This is a genomic window from Thermococcus sp. PK, from assembly GCF_000430485.1.
Classification (GTDB): Archaea; Methanobacteriota_B; Thermococci; order Thermococcales; family Thermococcaceae; genus Thermococcus_A; species Thermococcus_A bergensis.
In genome coordinates, this window is the sequence record NZ_KE387149.1 from 135,951 (window position 1) to 161,907 (window position 25,957).

The window sequence follows — 25,957 nt, forward strand, 5'->3', positions numbered from 1 at the left end:
AGGGAGAAGTTAAGAAAGTCCTTGAAGAGCTTAAGAAGGACGAGAAGTTCAGAGAGGCAGTTGAGAGGGTGCTTAAGAAGATAGACGAAACTCCCGACAGAGACAACGAGATTAAGAAACTACTTAAAGAGGCTGACGAGGACGGAAGGCTCTACGAAGAAGTGAAGAATCGCTTAATTGACCTCCTCCTCGAGGAGCTTGCCGAGAAGACTCATGGATTCGTTGGTGCCGACTTAGCAGCACTGGCAAGAGAAGCCGCTATGGCTGCCCTAAGAAGACTCATAGAGGAAGGCAAGATAGACTTCGAAGCAGAGACCATTCCAAAGGAGGTCCTTGAAGAGCTCAAGGTAACCAGAAGGGACTTCTACGAAGCTCTAAAGATGGTTGAGCCCTCAGCTCTAAGAGAAGTACTCTTAGAGGTTCCCAACGTTAGGTGGGAGGACATCGGTGGTCTTGAAGATGTCAAGCAGCAGCTCAGAGAAGCTGTGGAGTGGCCCCTCAAGTATCCTGAGGCGTTTATGGCCATGGGAATCACTCCACCGAAGGGAATCCTCCTCTATGGTCCGCCTGGAACTGGTAAGACCCTGCTAGCTAAGGCAGTGGCAACAGAGAGTGAGGCCAACTTCATCGGCATCAGAGGACCAGAAGTGCTTAGCAAGTGGGTCGGTGAGAGCGAGAAGAACATAAGAGAAATCTTTAGAAAGGCCAGACAGGCTGCACCAACAGTGATATTCATTGACGAGATTGACGCAATAGCCCCAAGAAGAGGCACAGACGTCAACAGAGTTACAGATAGGCTTATTAACCAGCTGCTCACGGAGATGGATGGTATTGAGGAGAACAGTGGTGTTGTGGTTATTGCCGCAACCAATAGACCGGACATCTTAGACCCAGCCTTGCTTAGGCCAGGAAGGTTCGACAGGCTCATCCTCGTTCCAGCGCCTGACGAAAAGGCAAGACTTGAGATATTCAAGGTGCACACAAGAAACGTCCCATTGGCTGAAGACGTCAGTCGTGAGGAGCTAGCAAAGAGAACAGAAGGATACACTGGAGCTGACATTGAAGCAGTTGTGAGAGAGGCAGCATTGAACGCCATGAGAAGGGCAATAGCCGAGGGTGTTATCAAGCCCGGTACAAGGGCAAGCGAGATTAGGCAGAAAGTCAAAGTTACAATGAAAGACTTTGAGGAAGCACTCAAGAAGGTCGGCCCAAGTGTCAGCAAAGAAATGATGGAGTACTACAGAAAAATAGAGGAAACACTCAAAAAAGGAAGGGCTGAACTGACCAGAGAAAACAGGGACAGAGAAGTCCTCTGATTTCCCTTTCAATTTTTAATGTCTTTAACTTATCCTACAGCTTTTGTGCACTCCCTTTGATTTCTTTTCCATGCTAACTTAAAATTAACGAAAATTTCTTTTAACTATGGCCTATAATCTTGTATCAATCCACAAGTGCTTGGCTTATAAAGAAAAATGGAAGTAGTCATTTCAAAAGCTTTACGAATTCTCTCATCCAAGCATATAAGTCTCCGGGATGTCTTGAACTTACCCAGTTGCCATCAACGACGACTTCCTTGTCGATGTACTCTGCACCCGCGTTTATAAGGTCGTCCTTTATTGTGACAACGCAGGTTCCTTTTCTTCCTTTGAGGACTCCGGCGGAGATAAGTATCTGCGGGCCGTGACATATGGTTGCTACTGGCTTTCCAGCTTCAAACATCTTTTTGGCTATCTCGACGGCCTTTGGGTTTATCCTAACCCTCTCCGGGGCCTTTCCGCCGGGTAACACAAGCGCGTCGAACTCATCCGGGTCAACTTCGTCAAACAGCAGATCAACCTTTACGGAGTATCCATGCTTTCCGGTTATTGTGTCCTTCTTGTTGCTTGCAATATATACCTCGTGCCCCTCTTCCTTTATGCGGTGGAGGGGGTATATCAGTTCCAAATCTTCAAAGTCGTCGGCACTTAAAAACAGCACCTTCATGGCAGTCACCAATACAAAGTTAAGGCCAAAAACTAATAAAAGGGTTTTTGGTCAAAGGTGGGTAATACCTTAAGGGGCGTGTTTATAGTAACCTTTATTAGGGTTTTTGCTGAATTCTTTCAGGTGGTTGTCGTGATCCCCAGATGGGATCACAGACTCAAAGACCCTGAAAGCGTGGCATTCGCAATTCTTGACGTTTTAGCAGACTTCGAATCAGAAGGAAAGCTGAAGAACCTGCCAAAATCCAAAAAATTTCCAGTAAAAACAATACTGGCAATACTCCTCTTTAAACAATACTACAACCTACCCCTCAGAGACGCCCAGCACTACGGCAGAAAATTCTTCGGAGCAAACATTCACTACTCAACCCTCCACAACTGGGAGAAAAAGCTGAACCTCGAAGAACTGACAAACCACCTCCTGAAAAAACTCCAGAAATTACCCTACGCCAGCACTCAAGCAGACTCAACCATTATTACAAATAAAAAAAGGGTAGGATAGAAGTTCAGGCAATAACGAGAATCCTGCCGGGTTTACTGTATCCGGTTGCTGTGAAGATCACAACTTCTGAGAACGAGCTGATTGAACTCCTGCCGGGGGGTTCTGGGAATTTTTATGCTGATGGGGCTTATGATTCAAAGAAAGTTCTGAACACTGTGGTGGAAAAGGGTTATCGGCCGATTGTTAAGAAAACTAAGAACGCTCCAGGTGGTTTTGGTAGTAAGAAGAGAGACAGAGTGTTTTCTGAAGAAGAGTACAGGCATAGGAATCCTCATGAGGGGTTCTGGGGTGCGTTTACAACGTGGTTTGGCAGTAGGATCCCCTGTTTTCTGAAAAAGACTACTGTAACCCGAATCCTGCTTGGGGTAATGTGTTATGGTCTGAAAATCCTCCTCAGAGTCAAATACTGTTTAAATAACAGGGGGTGAAACTAAACACGCCCCGTCCGTGAGTAAGGGCGAGATTATTTGGGGTGAGAGAGATGGAAAAGCGCTTACCTGGAAAGGTGAGAAGAGCTCTAAGGGCCAAATATTATGATATTGAACCTAAGGCGTGGGTTGGAAAGAGAGGGTTAGATGCGAGTGTCATCGAAGAAATCAACACTCAGCTTAAAAAAGACGGCGTATTAAAAGTCGAGATAAGAAAAGGCGCTCTAATAGCAACTCAGATGGATAGAAAAGCGATAGCAGAGAAAGTTGCGGAGCTGACGGATAGTGAGCTTATTGATGTGAGGGGCAAAAGGTTTATATTGTTCCGTCCCAGAGAGGGATGGGAAAAGTATTTAAACAAGCTCAAGCTTAAGGAACTCTCGAAAGAGAGGCGGGAGGAAAAACCCGTTAAGAAAGTCAAGCTCGACATTGCTCAATTTAGGAAAAAGTTCAAGAAAGGGAGGGAGTGAAAAATGGCAACAGTTTATGACGTTCCCGGTGATTTACTCGTTGAGAGGGTAGCTCAAAAGTTGAAGGAAGTCCCCGAGATAAAGCCACCTGAGTGGGCACCATTCGTTAAGACAGGAAGACACAAGGAGAGACTCCCAGAGCAGGACGACTGGTGGTACTACAGAGTTGCTTCAGTCTTCAGAAAGGTTTATGTTGACGGGCCAGTTGGTATTGAGAGGCTGAGGACTTGGTACGGTGGAAGGAAAAACAGAGGACACGCTCCGGAGCACTTTTACAAGGGAAGCGGAAGCATAATTAGAAAGGCTCTTCAACAGCTCGAAGCAGCTGGGTTTGTTACAAAGGTGCCCGGAGAGGGAAGGGTAGTTACACCAAAGGGAAGAAGCTTCCTTGACAAGGCGGCTACAGAGCTCAAGAAGGAGCTCGAAGAGGTAATCCCAGAGCTTAAGAAGTACTGATGTTCTCTTACTTTTTGGCTTTAATTAGTTTTTGAATACTTTTAAATATCATTTTATTTGGGGTGGTACGATGGCTGAAGATATTGAGGAGATCAGGAAGAGAAAACTTTTGGAACTTCAGAAGAGACTTGCAGAGCAGCAAAAAGAGGAGGAAGAAAGGGCAAGGCAGGAGATGGAGTTAGAGGCCCAGTTAGATGCCTTGATGAGGCAAATTCTCACGCCTGAAGCGAGAGAGAGGCTTGCAAGGGTTAAGCTTGTGAGACCCGAACTTGCGAGACAGGTAGAATTGATTCTAGCTCAGTTGTACCAAGCTGGTCAGATAACCGAGAGAATCACGGATGAAAAGCTTAAAAAGATTTTAGCTCAAATAGAAGCCAGAACCAGAAGAGACTTTAGGATTAGATGGTGATAAAGACGTGAAAATTAAGGACGTCATTAATCTCCTAAACGAAAAGGGAGAAGTTAATTTGGACATCTGGAAGCCATTGTCGGCAAGAAAAAGTAGCGATGGAACTCTTGACATTCTTTACCGCAACCTTGTTGTTGGAAGTGATAGTGATCCGGTTTTCCTGTGGGTGTATGTAAATGTCCTTGAAGATGACGTCAGAGTGCTCGAAAAGATTACCTTTAAAAAAGAGCACATAAGATGGATAACAAATTCAATATCAAAGTTTGAAAAAACTTAAGATTTATATATGGGAATTGACAAGTTCAATGACCGTGGGGGTGTAATTGTGACTAAGCAAAGGGTTTGCCCAGTTTGCGGTTCCGATAAGTTTGTTTATGACCCCGAAAGGGGAGAAGTAATCTGTGCAACTTGCGGTTTTGTAATTCAGGAAAACATGATTGATATGGGTCCCGAGTGGAGAGCATTTGATGCTTCTCAGAGGGAGAAGCGTTCTAGGACTGGCGCGCCCGAGAGCATTCTGCTGCACGATAAGGGTCTTTCGACGGATATTGGTTATGACAGGAATGTTAAGGGCTTGATGAGGGAGAAAATTTACAGGCTTAGGAAGTGGCAGAGCAGGCTGAGAGTTAGCGATGCCGCCGAGAGAAACCTTGCTTTTGCCTTGAGTGAGTTGGACAGGCTTGGTGCGAGGTTAAACCTGCCGAAGCACGTTGAGGAGGAAGCGGCAAGGCTTTACAGGGAGGCTGTTAGGAAGGGGCTTATCAGGGGAAGGTCAATTGAGAGTGTCATTGCAGCTTGTGTTTATGCCGCATGCAGGCTTTTAAAGATTCCGAGGACTCTGGACGAGATTGCAGATATTGCCAAGGTTGATAAGAAGGAGATTGGAAGGAGCTTCAGGTTTATTGCAAGGAACCTTAACCTGACTCCAAAGAAGCTTTTCGTGAAGCCCACGGATTATGTGAACAAGTTTGCGGATGAGCTCGGCCTGAGTGAGAGGACGAGGAGGAGGGCTGTAGAGCTCCTTGAGAGGGCTTATGAGATGGGTTTGACGAGTGGTAAGAGTCCTGCCGGTCTTGTTGCCGCGGCTTTGTATATTGCTTCACTGCTCGAGGGCGAAAAGAGAACTCAAAGGGAAGTTGCTGAGGTTGCAAGAGTAACAGAAGTAACAGTAAGAAACAGATACAAAGAAATGGTAGAAAACCTGGGACTGAAGCTTCCACTCTGAGCTTTTCTAATCACTTCTTTTTGAACCAGCTGTCTAATGTAAACTGTCTCCCGGCCTTAACTGCCTTTTTAAGTCTTTCCAGGCCGTTTTTAACTCTCTCCTCACTGAAGTCATGTTCATCGCAGAGGAACTTTAGTATCCCTTCTTCATCAGGCATCCTCCATTCGAGCTTGTACTCATCTGTAGTCGGCGGGTTTAGGAAAAACTCCTTTATTGCGTAGAGGTCAACATCACTTATTTTTTGATACTTCGCGAGGGGGTCTTTGGAGTATTTGACTATTTCAAGGGCCTTTTTTGGTCCAATCCCTTTTATGCCTCCAGGGTTGTAGTCCGTCCCTACAAGAATTGCGAGCTCTATCAGCTTTTCCCTTGTTATGTTAAGCTCTTTTAGAACTTCCTCGAGAACTATGAGCTCCGGTTTAACTTCCACATATACATCTTTTCCGGGGAGCTTTCTTTTTCCAGTTATGGTGAGGTTCCTAACTAGCTTGGGGGCTCCAAACAGGAGTGAATCGTAGTCCTGGCTCGCCGAAGCCCAGACGTCCCCTTTAGAGGCCATATATGCTGCCTGCGCTTCACCTTCACTAGGAGCCTGTACCCATGGGATGCCCATAAGTTCCAAAAGCTTCTTGGCATCCTCGATAAGCATTTCGTTTACTTTGCTCGCCCGCTGTGCATATTTCTTCGCCTCTTCTAAGTCTCCCCTTGCTAGGGCTTCCTCCCATTTTTCCTGCGCTTCCTCCCTAGCCTCAGCTCTTTTTTCAAGCTCTTTTTTCTTGAACTCTGGAGGCTTCCCATCGAATACATACGCAGGCTTTATTCCCGCTTCCATTAAGTTTATAGTCCTGTAAAAAAGCCCTGAAAGATGGGACGTTATCCTTCCCTTGGAATCCATTAAGGGAGTGCCATCCCTTTGTCTTATTGTTGAGAGGAACTGGTAAATAGCGTTAAACGCATCTATTGCGACTTTTTTTCCGTTTAAATTTTCAAGCTCCAACTCTTTTCTTGGTAAAAGCTCACCAATCTGAACTCCCATTACTCACCACCTATCTTGATATATAGGTAGCCGAGTATAAAAAGCAATCCACCAACAGCAAAGAGCTTTAGGGCATCGAGCTCCTTGAAATCCGAAGTAACAATGAGCTTTTGGACGAGTGCCACGATTCCAACTTCGAGGATGTGAGTGATGCTAACGCGGTGTTGCCTTAGATAGATTATTAAAATTCTGTAGGTTTCTATCAGGATAATAGTGACTAGTATATTCGCAATAAGGAGCTTTGGGTCGCTAACATTGTAGGTTAGCTTGAAATTAAGGTATATCGAGTAGACGGTTAGGTAGAGGATGAAAAACAGGAATAGCATAATAACTGTATCAAAGGAAATCTCAAATGCTTTTCTAAAAAGCTTATGAATGTGAGTATACTGGGCGGTTTTCTCCTCGTCTTCCATCCTCGTCATTTTCATCAGCCTACCGGTGTGTTCATCACCCTCTCAGGGAGGGGAAGGGTCATCACCACTTTCTATTTTCTCTTCATGGCTTTAAAGCATTGCTCCTTTAGCATCTTTGGGTAGATACGACAACTGCAGGATGCATGATCATTCTTCAATCATCGTTCAAAACCATTGGTTCTTTAAACAAACGCCGATATCTAGGTCGTCAAATGAAGAAGAGAAAAGTTATAACTCCTCTCTCGCATTAACCTTTGTAAAGTTCATGAGGTGAAGGAAATGAGCCTAGAAGCACTTTTCAAACCAAAGAGCGTTGCCGTTATAGGCGCTTCTGGCACACCCGGAAAGATAGGATACGCTATTATGAAAAACCTTATCGACTATGGCTACGAGGGCAAAATCTATGCAGTTAACGTTAAGGGCGGAGAAATAGAGATCAGTGGAAGAAAATTCCCAGTATACAAGAGCATTCTCGATGTCCCGGATGAAGTAGACATGGCAGTTATAGTTGTTCCCGCTAAGTTTGTCCCACAGGTTGTAGAGGAATGTGGAAAGAAGGGAGTAAAAGTACTTCCGATTATCAGCTCAGGTTTTGGAGAGCTTGGCGAAGAAGGGAAGAAAGTCGAGCAGCAGCTTGTAGAGACAGCCCACAAGTATGGAATGAGGATACTCGGTCCAAACATCTTCGGTGTTGTTTACACCCCAGCCAAGCTCAACGCAACTTTCGGTCCAACAGATGTAATGCCTGGAAAGCTTGCCCTCATCAGCCAGAGCGGTGCCCTTGGAATAGCCCTTATGGGATGGACAATACTTGAAAAGGTCGGTCTTTCAGCTGTTGTTAGCGTTGGAAACAAGAGCGATATTGACGATGCAGACCTGCTCGAATACTTTGAGACTGACGAAAACACAGGGGCAATCTTGATCTACATGGAAGGTGTGAAGGACGGAAGAAAATTCATGGAAGTCGCAAAGAAGGTCTCAATGAAGAAGCCAATCATAATCATCAAAGCTGGAAGGAGTGAAAGGGGAGCCAAGGCAGCTGCTTCACACACAGGTTCACTTGCTGGTGCTGACAACATTTACACAGCAGCATTCAAGCAGAGCGGTGTTCTAAGAGCACTAACAATTGGCGAGGCTTTTGACTGGGCAAGAACACTTTCAAACCTCCCAGAGCCACAAGGAGAGAACGTTGTAATCCTCACAAACGGTGGTGGAATAGGCGTTATGGCAACTGACGCCGCTGAGGAAGAAGGATTGAAGCTTTACGACAACCTTGAGGAGCTCAAGGTCTTTGCAAACCACATGCCACCATTCGGAAGCTACAAGAACCCGGTAGACCTTACAGGTATGGCTGGAGCTGAATCCTACGAAGGTGCAATTAGAGATGCCCTGGCACACCCAGAGATGCATGCCATAGCAGTCCTCTACTGCCAGACAGCTGTCCTTGACCCAAGAGACCTCGCAAAGATAGTCATCAAGGAGTACGAGGCAAGCGGAAGGAAGAAACCGCTCGTAGTGGCAATAGTAGGTGGCGTTGAGGCTAAAGAAGCAATTGACATGCTCAACGAACACGGCATCCCAGCCTACCCAGAGCCAGAAAGGGCAATCAAGTCACTTGCTGCCCTCTACAAGTGGCACCACTGGAAAATGAAGCACAAAAAAGAGTGATTTCTTTTCTCTTCTCTTTTCATCTCAAGTTTTAAGAAGAAATGGGAAGAGAAGCAAATCAAGAAGCGATGTACTTCCTTATTTCCTTGTACATATCGTTCAGTATTTCCTGGTAATCTACCTTGTTCTCCTCCACGAGATCCATGAGCTCCTCCAGCTGTCTGGTTCTTTCCTCACTCACAAGCTCCTTGTATTTTGTGATTAGGTAGTGGTAAACCTTCGTGCCTAGTTCTGTTGGCACCAACTTCTTCCTTCCCTTCGTTTCGATAACGTAGTGTCTGTCCAAGAGAGTTTTGACGATCTTTGCATATGTAGATGGCCTTCCGATTTTGCGCTCCTTCATAAGGGCTATTATGTCTCCCTGGGTGAACAGAGGTACTTTCGGAGCCCTCCATTTCTTGATTTCCTTAACCTTAATTATCTGTCCCTTCTCAAGTTTCGGTATCTGCCTCAGTGGCGGAGCTCTGAGCTTTGTCCACCCATCGAAGAGTATCTCCACATAGCCTTCCACTTCCGCTTTTGCTACTTTTGCGTCGATAACGGCCTTTTCGTAGAGTATCTTTGCCGCTTTCATCTGGGAAGTCATAAAGCGCCTGAATATCATGTCATAGAGCCTAAAGTGGTCCCTTGTTAGACTTCTTGCCAGAGTTATTATCCCATCCCTCAGCAGCTGCATGAGCCTTCCGGTATCTATGGGTCTTGTGGGCCTTATACACTCATGCGCCCCTTCTTCTCCCCACTTCCTTGGAGCAAAGTAATCCTCGCCAATCTCTTCGGTAATGTATTCCTTAGCGACTTCAAGGCCGACGTTGCTTACGTGAGTGGAGTCCGTTCTTATGTAAGTCACCAGACCCAGTTCGAATAGGTCTTGGGCGAGCCTCATAGTGTAGTCGGTTGAAAATCCTAGGAATCTTGAGGCATCCTGGAGCAGAGTATCGGTTGTATATGGTGGGAGGGGGTTTAGTTCTCTTTCCTCCAGTTGGACATCTTCAACGACTACCTCTTGGACTTCTTCCTTAGCTCCCTCAAGCGTCACTTCCAGATCGTTTTCAAGGGTTAACCTCATGAAGTCGGTTTCGCTTTCCACGAATTCTCTGTATCTCTCTATGATCCAGCCCAGAACGGGAGTTTGGACTCTCCCAGCTGAGAGGTAAGTGTTCTCAAAGACTTCCCAGAGCTTCTGGCTGAGCTCAAATCCTATCCACCTGTCTTCTATTCTTCTCACAAGCTGGGCATTTACTCTCGCTTCGTTCACGTCTCTTGCCTCTTTAAGGGCCTTTAGAATAGCCGGCCTCGTAACTTCATGGAACTCTATCCTCTTTATGGTTGGAGTATACGGAGAGAGAACGTTTCTTATGTCCCAGGCTATCTTTTCACCCTCAACATCGGGATCCGTTCCAATCAGTATTTCATCAACTTCCTGAGCAATTTCCCTCATTGCAATCACATTTTCGAAGGCATCCCTCACATCCCTTGAGCCGCACTTGGGGCATACCCCCTTCTCTTCCCAGTCCACGAACTGATGGCCACAGTCTCTACAGCGCTTTAAGGTATCGTAAACCGGAATAAAGTAAAGCTTTCCGTCATTTTCCTTTATCAAAACTCCGTGGTAACCTTCTGTAGTAACGAGATCGAACATGTGCCCTCCGCTTGCCAGTATGGTGAGCATCAGATCGCCTATGCTTACTTCATATGCCACTAAATCCCCAATACGCCGCTTGCTTGGCTGTCCAAAGAAACTCGCAATAGTTCTGGCTTTGTTCGGTGACTCCACAATCATAAGGGCTGACTTTACGAGGTCTTTTGTCTTCTCCGCTATTTTGCCCTCCATAATGAGCCTGACTTTCTCCCTATCAGCGTCGATTTCTTTTAGTATCTCCTCCAAGTTGAGCTCATTGAAGGGCTTCATGTCAAACTCCGCAAAGCGCCAGCGCATTTGCCTCTTAAGTCCGTTGAGGATCTTTTCGTTATCCACTATTAAAACGCTGAGACCCTTTGTGATACCTCCAGCGAAAAGCCTCGAAGTTCTTCCCGTGGCCTGTATGTACGTTCTCACGTCGGGAATCTCTATGTACCATTTTCCTTCCTCTTTCTTGAGGCTTACAAATGGGTCTTCTTCTATCCTCTTTAGAACTTCGGGCTTTCTTAACACATTCCTGAGGAACTCAACGGCTTCTCTAAAGACCCCAAGAACATGATTTGAGAACCCTTCTAAGGGCAGGCCTTCTGCAAGTGCTTCCTCTATCTTCAGGATTTCAAATTGCGGGATGTTTCTTATGAGTCTCCTTAGTCTGGCATACAGCTTCTCTGCCTCTCTCCTATCTTCATCTTCGAGAAACTCCATGACTTCGCTCATTAACCCTAAAACCCTATATATGGTGGGCTGTTCGAGGTCTATGCTGAACCGGAACTTTGGAACTCCAGTGAATATAGCATATCTTATTAGGTGGGGCAAATCAAGCCCTCTCACGATGGAACCGTAATACGTAGCAACGCCTATCAGGTAGTCAACCTCTCCCTTCTCGAATTTCTCAAGCCCCTTTTTGTTCTTCGCTGAGACCAATTCCACCTTGAATCCTAAATCCTGAAGGTACTTCGTCAGCTTCTCTGCATACGCTATTCCCTGATCAACCGGGACAAATATGAGTCCTCCCGAGCCTAAAGCTTTTAACAGCTCTTTGACATGCTCTTCTATGGGCTTTTCTGGGAAGAGATAGCTGTCCACGACGTTTCTCAGTGCAGATCTGCCGCTTCCCACTTCAAAATCGAGAAGCTCACGGTAAAGCTTTATTCTATCTCCTCTAGCACTTCCAGTGGCGGAAGCTACGATTAGAACTCCAATTTTGTTTTCACGCTTGAACTTTCTAATCTCCTTCTCAATGGCATTTATCTGCTTGTTCAGCTCTTTTAGCTTTTCATTCTTGTCACTACTGTTGCCGTTGAGGTATTTCGCCATCTGTTTTTTGAGCTTTATAATTTCCCAGGCCTTTTGAATGATCTCTTCGGTAAAGCCGAGGAGAATGAGGGAGCGGTCTATGTTCTTTGAGGCTTTGAGGAAGGCATCAACATCATCCACGAATATAAAGTCAAACTTTTTATCCTTTAAGATGTCAAAATTCCTCGCTAAATACTGTGCAGAGGTTATGAGGACATCAAACTCTCCGCTCTGTATCTTCTGGAGCATTTCTTCCTTTTCTTTTTTCTTCATGTTTCCGTGGTAGTAAGCTAAGTTAACGCTTACCCCGGTTTTTTCTGCAAATGTCTGAACTCTCTTGATTGTTTGAATAACCAGAGGTGTTGTCGGTAAAATTATATATGATTTTTTACCCTTTTTTGCATAGTAAATCGACATAAAAGCCCCAAAAACGCTCTTTCCCATTCCAGTAGGGGCGATTATAGAGAAGCTTTTTCCTCTCACTAAACGCTTAACCCAAGTTTTTTGGGCGCTCCAGAAAGTGAAGCCAGTGGCTTTCTCGAAAAGTTCTTCAGCCTCTTTTAACTTTCTCTCAAGAGAATACAGTTCTTCCCAGTGTTTTAAAGTCCCTTTTAGCTTTAGGGCATCTCTAATCCCTTTTATCAGGTCAAAATATACCTCAGCTTTTATTTCCTCATCAAGACATACCTCGCAGGGATGCTTCTTGTATAAACGTGAGTCACTTATTCTATCCTCACAGTTAGGACACATGCCTCTGTATATGGCCTTCATATCACCACCTTCCGATGCTCTTTTAAGGGATGCAAACTTTATAAGACTTTTTTTGAAGGCCTCTTTTGGTGAAGTGCATGATAGTGGAAAAACTTAAGCTCACCGAAGAGCTTAATGAACAAGAGTACAACAAGGTGGAGAGAATAGTGGAAAAGCTGAGAAAAAAGTTCCCACACGTTATGGTGAGGGAATACAAAACACAGAAAAAACTGACTTTCCTTGATGTAGAGCTTACTGAAAGGCTTAATTTTGACATAACTCTCGGGAAAAGGAAAAACTATTTCGTTTCAGTTGAGATGGAGGGTACTAAGGCGAAGTATGCCTTCCAAATAATGAAGCTTCTTTTAGATGAAGCTGGAGTTGAGTACACCTTTACCTTAGATGGAAAAGAAGTATATGATTCCCTAAGGAGAAAGCTCAAAGAGAGCAGCCTTCTAGAGTTTCTTTAACTTCCATTTCCAGCTCTCTGGTTAGGTTGTAGTCCGAAAAAAGCCTCTTGAATTCTTTAAAAATTTCCAATATCTGGAAGCCTATTTCCTTAGACGGAGCAAGAGTAAAGAGTTTTAGCGCCTCCCTCAAGAGTTTGGCAACTTCACTCCCGCTCTCGTCGTTGCTTATCTGATAGTGGAGCTCCTTTAAAACAATCTCAAGTCCCAGTTCCGGATTGTCGTGAAGCAGGTATCTCTTTAAAGCCGCCTCTGGAAAAAACTCTGAGACTGGTTCATGGCTTTCTACGTAAAATCCTTCTTCAAAAGCCACTATTGTGGCAGCGGCATGCTTGCAGTCCTTTCCCTGTGGACAGGTGCATCTGCTTGAGTCTTTTGCCAGATCAACTTCCACATAATAAGGATAAGTACCCAAAACCTTCGAAAACAGCTTTTCTTTGTATTTGAGAACCCATAAAACCTTCCCTTTTTTGTAGTAGCTCTTACCTTTCTGCAGTGTTTTCTTCTCCATGATAACCACTAAATGTGGTAAGCGTGGGGATTTTTAAGATTATCCCTAACCTTTAAAAAGCGGGTGTTTTAGTTAATCCCGTAACGCTTATCAAAAGTTTTGTGGAGTGTGAGATTATGAAAAAGATTAGACAACCAATTATAGCCGTTCTTGGGCACGTAGATCACGGTAAGACCACATTACTCGATAGGATACGTAATACACGTGTAGCGGAGAAAGAAGCCGGTGGGATTACCCAGCACATTGGTGCTACTGAAGTTCCTATCGAAGTGGTCAGACAACTTGCCGGGCCCCTCTTAAGCTTGTGGAAGGGTGAAATCAAGATTCCGGGCTTGCTTTTTATAGACACTCCCGGTCACGAAGCTTTTACAAGCTTAAGGGCTAGGGGAAGCAGTTTAGCTGATCTAGCAATCCTTATTGTTGATATAAACGAGGGCTTCCAGCCCCAGACTCTTGAGAGCATAGAGATTTTGAGAAAATACAGGACTCCTTTTGTTGTTGCTGCAAACAAAATTGACCGTATAAAAGGGTGGAAAATCGTTGAAAACGAGCCTTTCCTGGTGAATATCAAAAAACAAGACCAAAGAGCAGTTCAGGAGCTTGAGACAAAGCTCTGGGAGTTAATTGGAAAATTTTATGAACTCGGCTTCCAGGCCAACAGATTTGACCGTGTTCAGGACTTCAGAAGAGAGCTTGCTATAATACCCATCTCAGCCAAATATGGAATTGGCATTCCAGAGCTGCTGGTACTTATAGCCGGTTTGGCCCAGAAATATCTCGAAGAAAAGCTGAAGATAGAGGTTGAAGGGCCTGCGAGAGGAACTATTCTGGAAGTTAGGGAAGAAGTCGGATTTGGAACCACAATAGATGTGATAATCTATGATGGAACACTGAGAAAAGACGACATAATAGTCGTGGGTGGCAAGGACAAGGCAATCGTTACGAAAATAAGGGCTCTCCTTAAACCGAAACCCCTCGATGAGATAAGAGACCCAAGATACCGCTTTGATCAGGTGGAAGAAGTTTCTGCCGCGGCTGGTATTAAGATAGCCGCTCCAAACTTAGAAGATGCCCTTGCGGGTTCGCCCGTTATAGCGGCGAGAAGTGAGGAAGAGATAGAAAGAGCAAAGCAGGAAATCCTTGAGCAGATAAAGAGTGTAATTATAAGCACCGACAAAGTTGGGGTCATTGTAAAAGCTGATACGATAGGAAGCCTTGAAGCGCTAAGCAAAGAACTGCAGGAAAAGAACATCCCAATAAGAAAGGCAGATGTTGGAAACATAAGCAAAACGGATGTTATGGAGGCACTTAGCGTAAAGGAGGAGGAACCTCTCTACGGTGTTGTCATAGGCTTCAATGTGAAGGTCAATGAAGATGCAGAGGAAATTGCAAAGGCCAAAAATGTCCCGATATTCGTTGGAAACATTATCTACAAAGTCATAGAAGACTACGAGGCGTGGGTAAAAGCTGAGGAAGAAAAGAAGAAAAAAGAGCTCTTGGCTCAGACGAAGTTCCCCGGAGTCATTAGAATCTTTCCGGACGAACGCTACATCTTTAGAAGGAGCCACCCAGCGATAGTAGGGATAGAGGTCCTTGAAGGCAGAATAAAGCCAGGGTATCCACTTATGAAGCAGAACGGAGAGAGAGTCGGCGTTATAAAATCAATCAAGTCAAAAGAAGACTTCCTGCAGGAGGCAAAGAGAGGAGATCAGGTTGCTATAGCCATCGACGGTGCAATAGTAGGAAGGCACATTCATCCCGGAGAGATACTCTATGTCGATATAAGCAGAGACGACGCAGTAAGGCTTGTGAAAGAGCTCAAAGACATACTGGACGAGAGCGATATAAGGGCATTAAAAGAGACTGCAAAGGTGAAGGCCCAGCAGGATCCATTTTGGAGTGCTCTCTGATTTTAACCTTTTTAACCACTGGTGAGCTCTATGGAGGTTTATCATTTTTACAGCGGTGGAAAAGATTCTTCACTCGCGGCATACATCCTGAGACAGCTGGGATATGAGGTAAAGCTTATCACGATTAACTTTGGAGTCCTCGACAGCTGGAAATATGCAAAAGAGACTGCTGAAGCCCTTGGCTTTCCCCATGAGGTAATCTTCCTTGACAGGGAAATCCTTGAGGAAGCGGCTGAGATGTGCATAAGGGACTCCCATCCTAGCAATGCAATTCAGTTTATCCACGAAAAAGCTCTAGAAGAGGTTGCAAAGCTTAGGCATGTGGAGAGAATAAGCGACGGAACAAGAAGAGATGACAGAGTGCCCTTCCTTGATCAGAGAAAAACGAGAAGCCTTGAGGACAGGTTTAACGTTCAGTACATAAGGCCTCTTCTCGGTCTGGGTTATAGGACGATACGGGAACTTACGGAGAAGCTTTTCGTAGTGGAGCTTAAAGAGAGCGAAAAGCTCGAGAAATCCGACTATGAGGTTGAGCTTAGACATCTTTTGCGGGAAAGAGGAATAGACCCTCTCACGATTTTTCCAAAAAGGCACCTGCAGTCAAGAGTATTGGGGTGGAAAAAAGAAAAGGCTCATTTGTGAGCAAATATCGCTATCACTTTATCCCCTTCAACTTTGTCCACCCTCACGAAGCCAAAGCGTTCAAACTGCACGATGTCGTCAACTTTTAAGTTCGCATTCTTCTCGAGCAGTCCGGTTCTCACGATAAGCTCTTCTCCCTCTGGGACAAGAACTTCGCACGGCTTGCCTTCGGGGACCCAGTGAATCATCCTCCATTTGTTCTCTCTGGCTTTCTCGTATTCAATGCTGTCAAACTCTGCTGTGATCCTTTCTTCGCTAACTTCGACTATTTTGACGTTGAACAGATCCTTGAGCCTGATGTATTCGTTGTCCTTCAATAGCTCAAGGTCGTCTTTTGAGACATAAATGGGCTTTCCGGGGGTGAACTTGAGTTTCCTAACCCCTCTTTCTGGATAATCAGGATGGAGTGGTATCTCCGCTGTAAACTCTTCTTCATACCCCTTAATCTCCATCGGAATTGGGTCGGCGACGAAGAAATACCTGTTCGCTATTGGTTCGATTATCCTTCTGTTTATTGCAGCCAGGTTGTCCCAGCTTATCGTGGTGTCGCTCTTCTTGAGCCCGACTTCAAGTATAAGTTCCTTAATGGCCTCTGGCTGAATGCCTCTTCTCCTCAGTGCTCTGATAGTTCCAAGTCTTGGGTCGTCCCAGCCGAGATACTTGCCCTCTTCAATACCCTTTCTTGTCTTGGATTTGCTTAGGATTACCCCTTCAATGGAGAGCCTTCCGTGGTGGACTGCCTCCGGGTATTCCCACCCAAAATACTCGTAGAGGTATCTCTGCCTCGTCTCGTTTTCGGCATGCTCTTGCCCTCTGAAGATGTGTGTAACACCAAGCTCGTGGTCGTCTATAGCGGAGGCAAAGTTGTAGAGCGGCCATACGCGGTACCTGTTTCCGGTTCTTGGGTGATTGGGATTATCAATTATCCTAAGGGCCGGCCAGTCCCTAACAGCCGGGTTTGGATGGTTTAGGTCGGTCTTAATTCTAACAACAGCTTCTCCCTCTTTGTATTCCCCGTTGAGCATCTTTTCCCACTCTTTTAGCTGGACTTCTGGGGGAAGGTCTCTGTGGGGGCAGGCTTTTCCTTCGTCTCTAAGCTTTCTGAAGTGCTCCGGCTCACAGGTACATACATACGCCTTTCCCATCTTTATGAGCTCTTCAGCGTATTTATAATAAATTTCGATCCTGTCGCTCGCGTAGTGAATCTCATCTATCTGGAAGCCGAGCCACTTCAAATCCTCAATTATCCAGTCGTAGAATATGGGCTCTGGCCTTTTAACCTTTGGATCGGTGTCGTCAAATCTGAGGATGAACTTTCCATCATAGAGCCTTGCATATTCGTGGCTTAGGATAGCTGCCCTTGCATTTCCAAGATGAAAAGCTCCATCCGGGTTTGGCGCAAATCTCGTGACCACTTTTCCCTTTTCTGCCTTTGGTAGTGGTGGGAGGCCTTTCTTTTCTTCTTTTTTCTCCTTCTTCTCCTCAAAGAACTCGGGATAGATCTCTCTGAGTTTTGCTTCCTGCTCCTCCTTGCTCATGGAGTTAACTTCCTGAACAACATCATTGACAAGAGGAATTATCTCTTTTGCCTTTGGTCTCAACTCCGGGTTCTCGCCCAGTATTTTTCCTATAACAGCTTTAGGGTTTGCTTTTCCATCATGCTGCACTGCATTGATGAGCGCATATTTGAGTATGATTTCCCTGAACTCCATTTTCTTCACCAGAGGGAAAAGGCAGAGGTAAGTTATAAATCTTGTGCGGGACTAAAAAGGATTTTAAATCCTCGGGCTTATTCTTCTTGGTGTTGCCAATGAACAAGACGGAAAGGACTCTTGTGATTATAAAGCCCGATGCTGTTGTTAGAGGTCTTATAGGTGAAATTATAAGCAGATTCGAGAAGAAAGGTCTCAAAATAATCGGAATGAAGATGATTCACATCGATAGAGAACTGGCAGAAAAGCACTATGAAGAGCACAAAGGAAAGCCCTTCTTTGAGCCCCTGATAGACTACATCACAAAAGCGCCAAGCGTAGTCATGGTTCTCGAAGGTAGGTATGCTATAAGCGTCGTAAGAAAGATGTGCGGCGCAACTGACCCCAAGGATGCAGAACCGGGAACCATAAGGGGAGACTACGGTCTTGACGTGGGAGATGCGATTTACAACGTTATTCATGCCTCAGACAGCGAGGAAACAGCAAAGAGGGAGATAGCTCTCTACTTCAAAGAGGATGAACTCTTTGAATACTGCAAAGCAGCTGACTGGTTCTATCACTCCCACTGGGACAAGGAGAAAGGGGAGTACCTAGACTCCATAGATTGCTTAAAGCCTTGATGCTTTTCCAAATTGTTAAAAACCTCTATCTCCAATCTTTTTTAGGTGCTGTATATGTGTGATATTCTTGTTGCAACGCCTAAAGCTACTGAAGAAAAGGTAATGCTCTTTGCGAAAAACAGCGACAGAGACCCAAATGAGGCTCAGGTTCTTGAAGTTATTCCAAGACAGAAGCATGAGGAAGAAACCGTTAAGCTAACATACGTTGAATTTCCTCAGGCTAAAGAGACTTACGCGGTGATTCTTTCTCGCCCCTGGTGGATTTGGGGTGCTGAGATGGGAGTTAACGAGTTCGGCTTGGCTATAGGAAATACCGCTGTTTTCACCAAGGAGAAAATCCCGGAGAAAGGAATCCTAGGAATGGACATGATAAGGCTTGCCCTTGAAAGAACGAAAACCTCTAAAGAGGCTCTTCATTTCATAATTGATATAATCGAGAGCCATGGGCAGGGAGGAAATGGTAGCTATGAGCACAGACTGCTCTACAGCAACTCATTTATAATTGCGGATCCAAAAGAGGCGTGGGTTTTAGAGACTGCTGGCAAGCACTGGGTTGCGAAGAAGATTGAGAGCATCTATTCTATTTCGAATGCTCTCACTATAGATGATGACTGGGACTTAGCTTCGGAAAGCGTCGAGAAGCTTGCCAAGAATTCGAACTTCAGTTTTGCAAAGCACTTCTCCGATAGATTCTATACCCACTTTGCCCATGGGAGGGAGAGGAGAGCCTTCACATATCGGAAACTCAAAGAAAGAGAGGGAGAGATAACTTTCGAGTACATGATGGAAATTCTAAGGTCTCATAGCTTCGAGCCGTATTTCCCAGAAAAAGGTTCCATGAGAGATATCTGCATGCACTATGGTGGTTTAACACGGCCTTCCCAAACCGCTTCATCTCAAATCTCGGAGCTTGGGAGGGATGTACACTGGTTCACCGGAACTTCACTTCCCTGTTTGAGCATTTTTAAGCCAATATCTTTTGAAGGTGGGATTCCGGAGTCAGAGGTGCCTACGAACCGCTATAATCCTAAAAACTACTGGTGGAGAATTGAAAAGTTTCACAGGCTGTTCCAGACTAGCTATCAAAAGTACATTGAGGAATTCTCGAAGGAAAGGGATGAGCTGCAGATGGAGATAATAAGACAGACAAGTGGACTTAAAGAGAACGAAAGCCTTGCAGAACTCACAAAATGGGCATTTGAAAAGGAAAAAGAGCTTGTAGAGAAGTGGGAAGGGAAAATTGCCCGTGGCAGATATTCGTTCTTCTATGGGCGAAACTGGAAGAAAGTAAACGAAAGAGCGGGAATAGATTTTTAACCCCTCTTTATTTTTATGAGTTTGGTGCTCAAAATGAACGGTCTGCTCGAGGTGTTTTTGCTCTCACTTGTTCCAACGTTTGAGGGTAGGTATGCCATAGTATATGGCATAGGTAGGGGTTACTCTCTTCCCGGTACTTTGATTATGGCATCTCTTGGAGTGTTGCTGCTTTCCTTGGCTTTGCCGCTCCTTCTGCCCCTGGTAGACTGGGTAATGCTCGGGCTCAAAAACACTCCCCTGGGGAAATTTGCCGATTTGTATCTGAGGTATGTGGAAAGGGTTAGAAAGAAAGCGCATCCCTACGTGGAGAAGTGGGGGTTTTTGGGTCTTATCATCTTTGTTGCCGTACCTCTTCCGGGGACGGGAGTGTGGACGGGCAGTTTAGCCGCTTATATCTTTGGAATGGAAAAAAGAAAGACCATACCAGCCCTCATCATTGGAGGGCTTTTGAGCATCCTCATAACCCTAATACCAAGCTTGGGCCTGTTGAAAATAATTTAGAAAAGAAAAAGGCTTTACTTTGTAGCCCTTGTTATTCCAACATCTTTTACCAGGACATAGGGTGTAAACACTGGGGTATTGACTTCCCACCAGTGGATGTGATAGAGGTCTTTTCCTAATGCTGCAATGCTCTCAAGTATGTGCTGGAGGTTGTCGCTTACCCTTATGTTCCTTATGGGCTTTACTATCTCGCCGTTCTCAATTAAGAATGCTCCATCCCTTGGAATCGTTGAGAAGTCTCCGGTAACGTAGTTCTGGAACCTTGTGTACCACACGTTGGTGATGTAAACTCCATGCTTGACTTCGCTAAAGAGCTCTTCCTTTGAATAATCCCCTGGCTCTACATAGACGTTCCATGCATGAGGCATTAACAAACCTGCATTTGCAGTGGTTTCCATGTTGTATTTCTTTGCAAAGCTTGTGTTGAGGAGGTAAGTGTTTAGAGTTCCGTTCTCAATTATTGTTGTTTCCTTTGTAGGAACACCTTCGTCGTCAAATTTCCTTGTTCCATAGGCGTTTGGCATGTTACCTATGTCCTTGATCGTTACACCCTCGTTTGCAACCTTTTGCCCGAGTTTGCCCACTAGGAAACTGAATCCCGCCTCTACAGCAAAGGCTGAGCTCATGGAGCTCATGTAGCGCATTAAGTTAGCGAATGCTAGTGGGTCGAATATCACGTCAAAAGTCCCAGCTTCACCTTGAACAGGATTGACGGCCATCTTTGCAATTTCTCCAGCCTTTCTTCCAGCCCTTTCTGGGTCAAACTTTTTGAGGACTCTCACAGAGTTTGTTCCGTGTCCGCTCTCTTCGTCGCCTATGAATGCCCTTATGCTTATCTCTATTCCCGTTCCCTCGTCAAAAGCCTCGACGCCGTTGCTTGTTGTTAGGTAGAGCTTATTGTGGTCTGTGTAAAGGACACCTGCGGTTCTCTTTGCTCCTTCTTCGAGGGCGGCATTTATTGCGACCTCAACGTATTCGTTTGGCTCATCAAGCTCTACTATTGCCTTATCAAAGGTCTCGGGGATGTCTCTGTATTCAAAGGGCCCCTCGGCTATTCCGTAGTAGTCCTCTTTGGGAGCAAGGTTTTTAACGCTCTTCATGAGTGCTTGAAGAGATTTTTCTATTGTCTCCTCATCCAGAGCTGTTAAAGTTGTTGAGGCCAATCTCTTCTGGTACTCAACGAAAAGGTTTACCTTTTGCGTATGCCAGTTCTTTGCAACCGTTATTTCGTTGTTGGCAAACCTCACCTGTCTTCTGTTCTGCTCGTAAGCTAATACAACAACATCGCCAAAGCCGAGCTCTTTCGCCTTTTTCAGAATTAGTTCGTTAATCTCGAACATCTTTTTCACCTCCTCAGCACGACATCCCTAAGTCTCGCATGGGCCCCTCCCATCCATACCGGGACTCCCTGTCCGGGTTCACCTTTTCCACATGTGCCTGGATAAAATTCCACTTCCTTTCCAACGGCATCGACGCTGCTCCACAGTCCTTTGGTGGTTATCTCAAGAATTGGTCTCCTTACGGGGTGCTTTATCTCGCCGTTCTCGATTAGGTAAGCCTCTCTACCAATGTACCTCTGCTGGTATCTCCTATCGTCTATGTTCCACTCGTTAAAGCTCACCATGTAGACGCCGAGCTTAACGTCCTCAATAAGCTCCTCGAAGGAATAGTCACCTGGGGCCAAGTAAGTGTTTGCCATTCTCACTATTGGCTCGCGGTTGTAGTTAATTGCCCTCGCAGCTGCGTTTGATTTCATTCCAAGATAAGCAGCGTATTCCCTGTTCATGAGAAACTCGTTTATTATACCTTCTCTAATGAGGTACCTTGGTCTTGCTTTGACACCTTCGTCATCGTATAGGTAGAAACCCCAGCTGTTTGGAATCGTTGGGTCCTCTATAACAGTTACAGCTTCACTTCCAATTCTCTCTCCAAGCATTTCCGGCTTCACAAAGCTCTCTCCAGCTTGGGCTGCCTCTCTTCCCATTATTCTGTCGAGCTCATAGGGGTGCCCAACGCTCTCGTGAACTGCAATCCCAACGACTTCTGGGGCCAGCACTAAGTCGACTTTCCCTTCCGGCGGCTTTTGTCCTTCCTTTATAAGTCTTTGCAGGGCTTTGACGTCTTTAACAGCCCACTCCCATGGCTTATCCTTCTCAATAAGCTCAAGCCCACCGGAAAATGCCCTCTGGACGAAGGGAGCCTGCTCCATCTGCCCTTCCTCAAAAACAACAAGGTTGTATGTTACGGAAACCCTAGGTATAAGGCTCTCGACAAGGGCTCCTTCGTTGTTCATGAAAACCTTGTGCCACATGAAGTCTCCATACCTCAAGAAGCGCATTGGGGTGTTTACGCCGGTTTCTTTTACACTCTCCTCGATGAGCTTGAGGTATTCCATTTTTTCCTCGGCACTAACATTTCTGAAGTCCTTCTTCATCTTCACTTCGTAGAAAACCTGATGGAAGTCTTCCTCGCTGAACTGTATGGGCCTATTTCTTAATTTTGCCGCGGCTTTTGCGAGCTTTACAGCTTTTTTAACGGCTTCTTCCACGCTTTCCTTTGTTAAGACGTTTGTAGAAGCAAAGCCCATCCCGCCGTTCACAAGAACCCTAATACCTATACCTCTATCGGCTAATATCCCAAGCCCTTCCGGGTTGCCGTTCTTCATGACTATTTCCGTTCCGTTCTTCTCCTCGAACCTCGCTTCTGCATAACTCGCACCCAGCTCCTGGGCTTTTTCGACGGCAAATTCAACAAGCTCATGCATGCACATCACCTCGGGTTAATGCATATAAAAGTGCCCTCTTGAAGTATAAAATCGTTTCGTTTCGATGAATGTAGAAATGATATTCTCGTTATCATTCACTTAGGTAAATGGAAAAAAGAGAAAAGGGAACACTGAATCAAATTTCACCTGCTAACCATAACAATACTCCTTTCAAAAACGGCCAGTTGCTTTCTATGTACCTTCCGTAGTAGTCGTCGCTGAGAGCCTTACTTGAACCATAGGCAACTATCCTTCCATTTTCCACTTCAACAGCTGCTGCCACAATTGGTTTTGAGCCCTTCTCTTTTGTTACTTTTCCGCTGCTATCTACTGCATAGGAGGTTGGGTATCCTCTGACAATCCAGACCGCATTTCCACTTATATCTAAAGTGCCTCCATTGTAGTAGAGCTGTGAGTCCTCGTTTAGGAATCTAGTTGCCGGATGGTCGAAGTTGAATTCACCTATTAATGGGAAATATGAACGTCCTGTATTCTTATCATCATCCATAAGCTCGTCTGGGTTGAATTTGATTCCAAATTCTTCTGTAATCCTGTTGAGGCTCTTGTAATACACATATCTATACCAGTCTCCAGTTATAAGCAGTCCCCCACCTTCCCTTACCCACTCTTTAACTGCTTGCGCTTCTTGTTCGGTGATATCTTCTCCCGGATTTGTTATAATAAGCACGTCGTACTTTGAGAGAAGCTCTTTGCTCAGGCTTTCTTGGTGATTCACATCCACTAACCATCCGAGCTCGTCTTTTATTCTGGTCATTAATCCGCTAAGTCTTTGGTCATTATAATATTGGTCATGGCTTGCATCGATGAGAACTCTAACTACCTTAACTATTATTTGGGTTTGATTCTCCGTTACTGTGGTTGTTTGATTCATAGTTTGATTTGAAGGTTGTGTAACGTTGCTTGGTCCCGGAGTTGTTTCATTTCCTGATGGTAGGGTTTGGTTTGCCTGTTGGGCGATTAACTCCCTAACTTCTTGAAGAGTGGCGTTCAGTATCGGCAGTATCTCTTTTATTTTTTCTTCGGTTTCTTTTGTAAGGAAGTATGCTTTTCTAATGTTAGCCATTGGCACTAGTGGATATTTAGTCCAATAAACCGACTTCTGTTCGAGATACTTTGAATAGTATTCCTCAATTTGTTCAACATTTTCATTTATTTCGTTGATTTTATCTTCTATTGAACCAAAATCTACGCCATAGCTTTGTAATTCCGAAAGTATCTCCGAGTACTGGGCATATTGTTCTTCAAATTCTGGTCTCAAGCTCATTGTATACCTGAAATCGTAGAACTTCAGAAGATAATTAATTACAATTCTGGGATGCTCAATTACCTTTGTTGACAAATATTTTGTATCATACCCCAGAATCTCTGCCTTAATCCCATAGTTGCCGAGGTTTTGAGGTGTCCACTCGTACTTAACTGTCTCAGTTTCTCCGGCTTTGATTTCCAGAGTTTTGTTTACTAAGACTGTTCCATCTATTGAAAGAACAGCTGTAACATTCTCACCAAAGTTTCCTTCGTTTTTAATGTGCATTTCGATTAAAATGGAAGTCCCTTTATAGGCTACAGTTGGTGCTGTGAGACTCGTTATTTTTACTGAAGGGATATATTCCTTTATGTCCTCAGCACTTCTTGGTTCTATCTTAAAAGCTCCAAAAGAGTAGTAAACTACTCCAATTATGTACTCAAATTTTTGTCCTTTTTGGGGAGTATACTTGTATATGAGGTCATCTATCCTAACGGGACCACTACCGTCGTCAACTTCCCATTCTCCATACCCTAAGTTTGCATTGGTTACTACAACGTTTTCCACTTTAATCAGGACACCTTCCCATTGCTCTTGAGAGACATTTCCTGTTGGAAGTGTGATAGGTTCTGGTACTGAGCTAGTGCCTAAAATCTTGACATAATCTCCATAGTAGGGATTTACAGAGAGCTCTGTGAGCCCATAGTATTCTTTTACGTATCCTTTTACCTCCACAATATCTCCGATATTAACGTTAGGTGCCGATTTTGTGTATACGTAGATGCCACTCCATGGTCCGGTTCCATTTTGAATGAAAAATCCATCGCTGGTAATTGCAGTTACTACCCCGGTTGTAATTACCGTTTGGCCCTTATATGGCGAATCTCCACTTGGATCAGTGGTATATTGAATGTCGTGTATTGGAACGTATGAAGATGCAGCCCCTACTGCACTGACTGGGAATATACTTAAAAACAAAATAGTAGCTAACCCTAGTTCCCACCACCTGTGAAGTTGTATAATCTGTCCAGATTCACGGCCAGAATCGCCCCTAAAATCCTGACAACCAACCCCCTCAAACTAACACTCCTGCTCGGCCTCAGAAGAAACTCAGAAAACTTCGAAAACAAAGTCTCAATCCTCCTGCGAAAGTCAGACAAGTACTTGTAAAACTTCTTCTCCTCCAGATTACTAACCTGATTCTCCCGCTTCACCGGCGTGTAAACAACGCCAAACTTCAGGAATTCCTCCTGAAGTTCTCTACTAACGTAACCCTTATCCAAAAACAGAAAACAGCCAGAAAACTCCTCAACAATCACCCAGAACTTTTCCCGGACAACACTCACATCATGCTTATTCGCCGGATCAACAGACAGTAAAGCCAGCAAATTTCCATCAGAGTAACAGGTCAGCTTGTACCCATAGTAAAACTTTTTTTAGAGGGAACAAACCCAACTGCGGGCTTTTCAGAGATGATTTCTGAAGAACCCTTCTTCTCCTTCCTGTTTTTTCTGGCCAACTCCTTGGTCTGAATGGGCTTTGAGTCCAGTATTCTAACGTATTCTCTGGCGTGTTTTTTGAATAATTCTTCCTGCGCTAGGAGCAGGAGTTTTTCGTGCCTGTTCAAGCGTTCTGTTAGTTTGTTGTACCTGATTTTGGGGAACAGCTTCATTTCTTCGATTAGGACTCTGTAAGCGTGCTTGTAAACTCCGTTAAAGTGCAAGTGTGCTAGTATTGCGAAGGTTATTAGGTCGTAGAGGCTGATTATTTCCCTGTGAGTGTTTTTCGGGTAGTGTTTGCTGATTATCGGATAGATTTCGGATTTTATGATCAGGATTTCCTGCTGAAAGTTCATAACAACCACCAATCAACCAAAAGACTTAAGTGCTTATAACTCTAACGATCTAATGGGAACTAGGGTTCTCAACTATCTGTGTTTCTTTGAGAAGCTTTAGCTTTAAAAACCTCATAAGGC

General features: G+C 44.8%; 25 protein-coding genes. 15 read left to right on the top strand and 10 right to left on the bottom strand.

Annotated elements, in window-relative coordinates; genetic code table 11:
* On the top strand, nt 1-1,316 hold a 1,316-nt coding region (locus THEPK_RS02565; RefSeq protein WP_156882160.1), incomplete at its 5' end, for an AAA family ATPase.
* Between the two features lie 166 nt (nt 1,317-1,482).
* On the opposite strand, the gene pfpI is transcribed toward THEPK_RS02565, so the two are convergent.
* A complete protein-coding gene (gene pfpI, locus THEPK_RS02570; RefSeq protein ID WP_042697963.1) occupies nt 1,483-1,983 on the bottom strand; it encodes a deglycase PfpI in 501 nt (166 codons plus the stop codon).
* Between the two features lie 78 nt (nt 1,984-2,061).
* On the opposite strand from pfpI, the gene THEPK_RS02575 reads away from it, so the two are divergent.
* The 7 genes from THEPK_RS02575 (at nt 2,062) to THEPK_RS02605 (ending at nt 5,472) form a co-directional block, all read left to right on the top strand.
* Nucleotides 2,062-2,484, top strand: a complete 423-nt coding sequence (locus THEPK_RS02575; RefSeq protein WP_042697966.1) for a hypothetical protein — start codon at nt 2,062-2,064, stop codon at nt 2,482-2,484.
* Nucleotides 2,485-2,534: 50 nt separating this feature from the next.
* Nucleotides 2,535-2,912, top strand: coding sequence for a hypothetical protein (locus THEPK_RS02580; RefSeq protein ID WP_042696758.1), 378 nt, complete (start codon nt 2,535-2,537; stop codon nt 2,910-2,912).
* A 53-nt stretch (nt 2,913-2,965) separates the two neighbouring features.
* Nucleotides 2,966-3,382, top strand: a complete 417-nt coding sequence (locus THEPK_RS02585; protein WP_042697970.1) for a YhbY family RNA-binding protein — start codon at nt 2,966-2,968, stop codon at nt 3,380-3,382.
* Nucleotides 3,383-3,385: 3 nt separating this feature from the next.
* Nucleotides 3,386-3,838, top strand: a complete 453-nt coding sequence (locus tag THEPK_RS02590; protein WP_042697974.1) for a 30S ribosomal protein S19e — start codon at nt 3,386-3,388, stop codon at nt 3,836-3,838.
* 70 nt (nt 3,839-3,908) lie between these two features.
* Complete coding sequence (locus THEPK_RS02595) at nt 3,909-4,247, top strand: DNA-binding protein (protein ID WP_042697978.1); 339 nt, start codon at nt 3,909-3,911, stop codon at nt 4,245-4,247.
* 7 nt (nt 4,248-4,254) lie between these two features.
* Nucleotides 4,255-4,524, top strand: coding sequence for a hypothetical protein (locus THEPK_RS02600; RefSeq protein ID WP_042697981.1), 270 nt, complete (start codon nt 4,255-4,257; stop codon nt 4,522-4,524).
* 48 nt (nt 4,525-4,572) lie between these two features.
* Entirely contained in the window at nt 4,573-5,472 is a 900-nt protein-coding gene (locus THEPK_RS02605; protein WP_042697984.1) for a transcription initiation factor IIB, read from the top strand.
* A 10-nt stretch (nt 5,473-5,482) separates the two neighbouring features.
* Here THEPK_RS02605 and fen read toward each other — a convergent pair whose 3' ends face one another.
* Both fen and THEPK_RS02615 read right to left on the bottom strand, forming a co-directional pair.
* Nucleotides 5,483-6,508, bottom strand: a complete 1,026-nt coding sequence (fen, locus tag THEPK_RS02610) for a flap endonuclease-1 (protein WP_042697986.1) — start codon at nt 6,506-6,508, stop codon at nt 5,483-5,485.
* Nucleotides 6,508-6,930, bottom strand: a complete 423-nt coding sequence (locus THEPK_RS02615) for a phosphate-starvation-inducible PsiE family protein (protein WP_083965052.1) — start codon at nt 6,928-6,930, stop codon at nt 6,508-6,510. The genes fen and THEPK_RS02615 overlap by 1 nt, the downstream gene beginning before the upstream one ends.
* 270 nt (nt 6,931-7,200) lie before the next feature.
* Between THEPK_RS02615 and acs the strand changes: the two genes are divergently transcribed.
* The gene (gene acs, locus THEPK_RS02620; RefSeq protein ID WP_042697991.1) at nt 7,201-8,589 is read left to right on the top strand and encodes an acetate--CoA ligase alpha subunit; all 1,389 of its coding nucleotides are present in this window, start codon (nt 7,201-7,203) and stop codon (nt 8,587-8,589) included.
* Nucleotides 8,590-8,647: 58 nt separating this feature from the next.
* On the opposite strand, the gene rgy is transcribed toward acs, so the two are convergent.
* Nucleotides 8,648-12,295: a reverse gyrase gene (gene rgy, locus THEPK_RS02625; protein WP_042697994.1), complete on the bottom strand. Its 3,648-nt coding sequence runs from the start codon at nt 12,293-12,295 to the stop codon at nt 8,648-8,650.
* Nucleotides 12,296-12,372: 77 nt separating this feature from the next.
* On the opposite strand from rgy, the gene THEPK_RS02630 reads away from it, so the two are divergent.
* On the top strand, nt 12,373-12,744 hold the full coding sequence (locus THEPK_RS02630) for a hypothetical protein (RefSeq protein WP_042697997.1): 372 nt from the start codon (nt 12,373-12,375) through the stop codon (nt 12,742-12,744).
* Here THEPK_RS02630 and THEPK_RS02635 read toward each other — a convergent pair.
* A complete protein-coding gene (locus THEPK_RS02635) occupies nt 12,713-13,252 on the bottom strand; it encodes an SWIM zinc finger family protein (protein ID WP_042697999.1) in 540 nt (179 codons plus the stop codon). The two genes, THEPK_RS02630 and THEPK_RS02635, sit on opposite strands and share 32 nt — an antisense overlap.
* A 116-nt stretch (nt 13,253-13,368) precedes the next feature.
* Between THEPK_RS02635 and infB the strand changes: the two genes are divergently transcribed.
* Entirely contained in the window at nt 13,369-15,162 is a 1,794-nt protein-coding gene (gene infB / locus THEPK_RS02640) for a translation initiation factor IF-2 (protein WP_042698002.1), read from the top strand.
* A gap of 30 nt (nt 15,163-15,192) precedes the next feature.
* Nucleotides 15,193-15,804, top strand: a complete 612-nt coding sequence (locus THEPK_RS02645; protein ID WP_042698005.1) for a DUF7411 family protein — start codon at nt 15,193-15,195, stop codon at nt 15,802-15,804.
* On the opposite strand, the gene THEPK_RS02650 is transcribed toward THEPK_RS02645, so the two are convergent.
* The gene (locus tag THEPK_RS02650) at nt 15,795-17,516 is read right to left on the bottom strand and encodes a glutamate--tRNA ligase (RefSeq protein ID WP_042698006.1); all 1,722 of its coding nucleotides are present in this window, start codon (nt 17,514-17,516) and stop codon (nt 15,795-15,797) included. The genes THEPK_RS02645 and THEPK_RS02650 overlap by 10 nt on opposite strands.
* Before the next feature lie 98 nt (nt 17,517-17,614).
* Between THEPK_RS02650 and ndk the strand changes: the two genes are divergently transcribed.
* From ndk to THEPK_RS02665, 3 genes are read left to right on the top strand one after another with little or no spacing between them, the layout of a single operon-like run.
* Nucleotides 17,615-18,136, top strand: a complete 522-nt coding sequence (ndk, locus tag THEPK_RS02655; RefSeq protein ID WP_042698008.1) for a nucleoside-diphosphate kinase — start codon at nt 17,615-17,617, stop codon at nt 18,134-18,136.
* 54 nt (nt 18,137-18,190) lie between these two features.
* Complete coding sequence (locus tag THEPK_RS02660; protein ID WP_042698011.1) at nt 18,191-19,453, top strand: C69 family dipeptidase; 1,263 nt, start codon at nt 18,191-18,193, stop codon at nt 19,451-19,453.
* A 33-nt stretch (nt 19,454-19,486) separates the two neighbouring features.
* On the top strand, nt 19,487-19,954 hold the full coding sequence (locus tag THEPK_RS02665; RefSeq protein WP_042698014.1) for a COG2426 family protein: 468 nt from the start codon (nt 19,487-19,489) through the stop codon (nt 19,952-19,954).
* A 14-nt stretch (nt 19,955-19,968) separates the two neighbouring features.
* Here the strand turns inward: THEPK_RS02665 and THEPK_RS02670 are convergent, their stop codons facing one another.
* The 4 genes from THEPK_RS02670 to THEPK_RS12495 all read right to left on the bottom strand — a co-directional run bounded on the left by THEPK_RS02670 (nt 19,969) and on the right by THEPK_RS12495 (nt 25,846).
* A complete protein-coding gene (locus tag THEPK_RS02670) occupies nt 19,969-21,294 on the bottom strand; it encodes a TldD/PmbA family protein (RefSeq protein WP_042698017.1) in 1,326 nt (441 codons plus the stop codon).
* 5 nt (nt 21,295-21,299) lie between these two features.
* Complete coding sequence (locus tag THEPK_RS02675; RefSeq protein WP_042698020.1) at nt 21,300-22,718, bottom strand: TldD/PmbA family protein; 1,419 nt, start codon at nt 22,716-22,718, stop codon at nt 21,300-21,302.
* A gap of 136 nt (nt 22,719-22,854) precedes the next feature.
* Entirely contained in the window at nt 22,855-24,960 is a 2,106-nt protein-coding gene (locus THEPK_RS02680) for a CARDB domain-containing protein (RefSeq protein ID WP_232194505.1), read from the bottom strand.
* A gap of 14 nt (nt 24,961-24,974) precedes the next feature.
* Nucleotides 24,975-25,846 (bottom strand): IS982 family transposase gene (locus THEPK_RS12495; protein ID WP_156882084.1). Its coding sequence is split into 2 segments (ribosomal slippage): nt 24,975-25,420 and nt 25,420-25,846, totalling 873 coding nucleotides; the frame shifts between segments, so codons are not numbered across the junction.
* Nucleotides 25,847-25,957: the final 111 nt, after the last annotated feature.